This window comes from Cohnella sp. GbtcB17, assembly GCF_019091135.1.
Lineage (GTDB): Bacteria > Bacillota > Bacilli > Paenibacillales > Paenibacillaceae > Cohnella.
The window spans coordinates 1-230 of the sequence record NZ_JAGXJW010000558.1; the positions used below are offsets into that span (position 1 = coordinate 1).

The window sequence follows — 230 nt, forward strand, 5'->3', positions numbered from 1 at the left end:
GCAGCGACACCAGCCGCACGTCCTCCAGAATCGGCACGCCGACGTGCGCACGCCGACGAGAGACGTCCAGACTCATCCGCCATGCGCGGTATCGGCTGCCGAAGCGCTTCTGCAAACTCTGCGCAATCATCAGGCCTGCATAGACCAGATCGCCGGAATAATATAGCGCGATATCGGGAAGCGCCGAGACCAATCGCTCCAGCAGCCCGACGACGGCCAGCGCCGGTTGG

Annotated in this window: 1 protein-coding gene; it reads right to left on the reverse strand. The window is 63.9% G+C overall.

What is annotated here, in order from left to right:
• On the reverse strand, positions 1-230 hold a 230-nt coding region (locus KVT38_RS34430), incomplete at both ends, for a DUF2399 domain-containing protein (protein WP_217598167.1).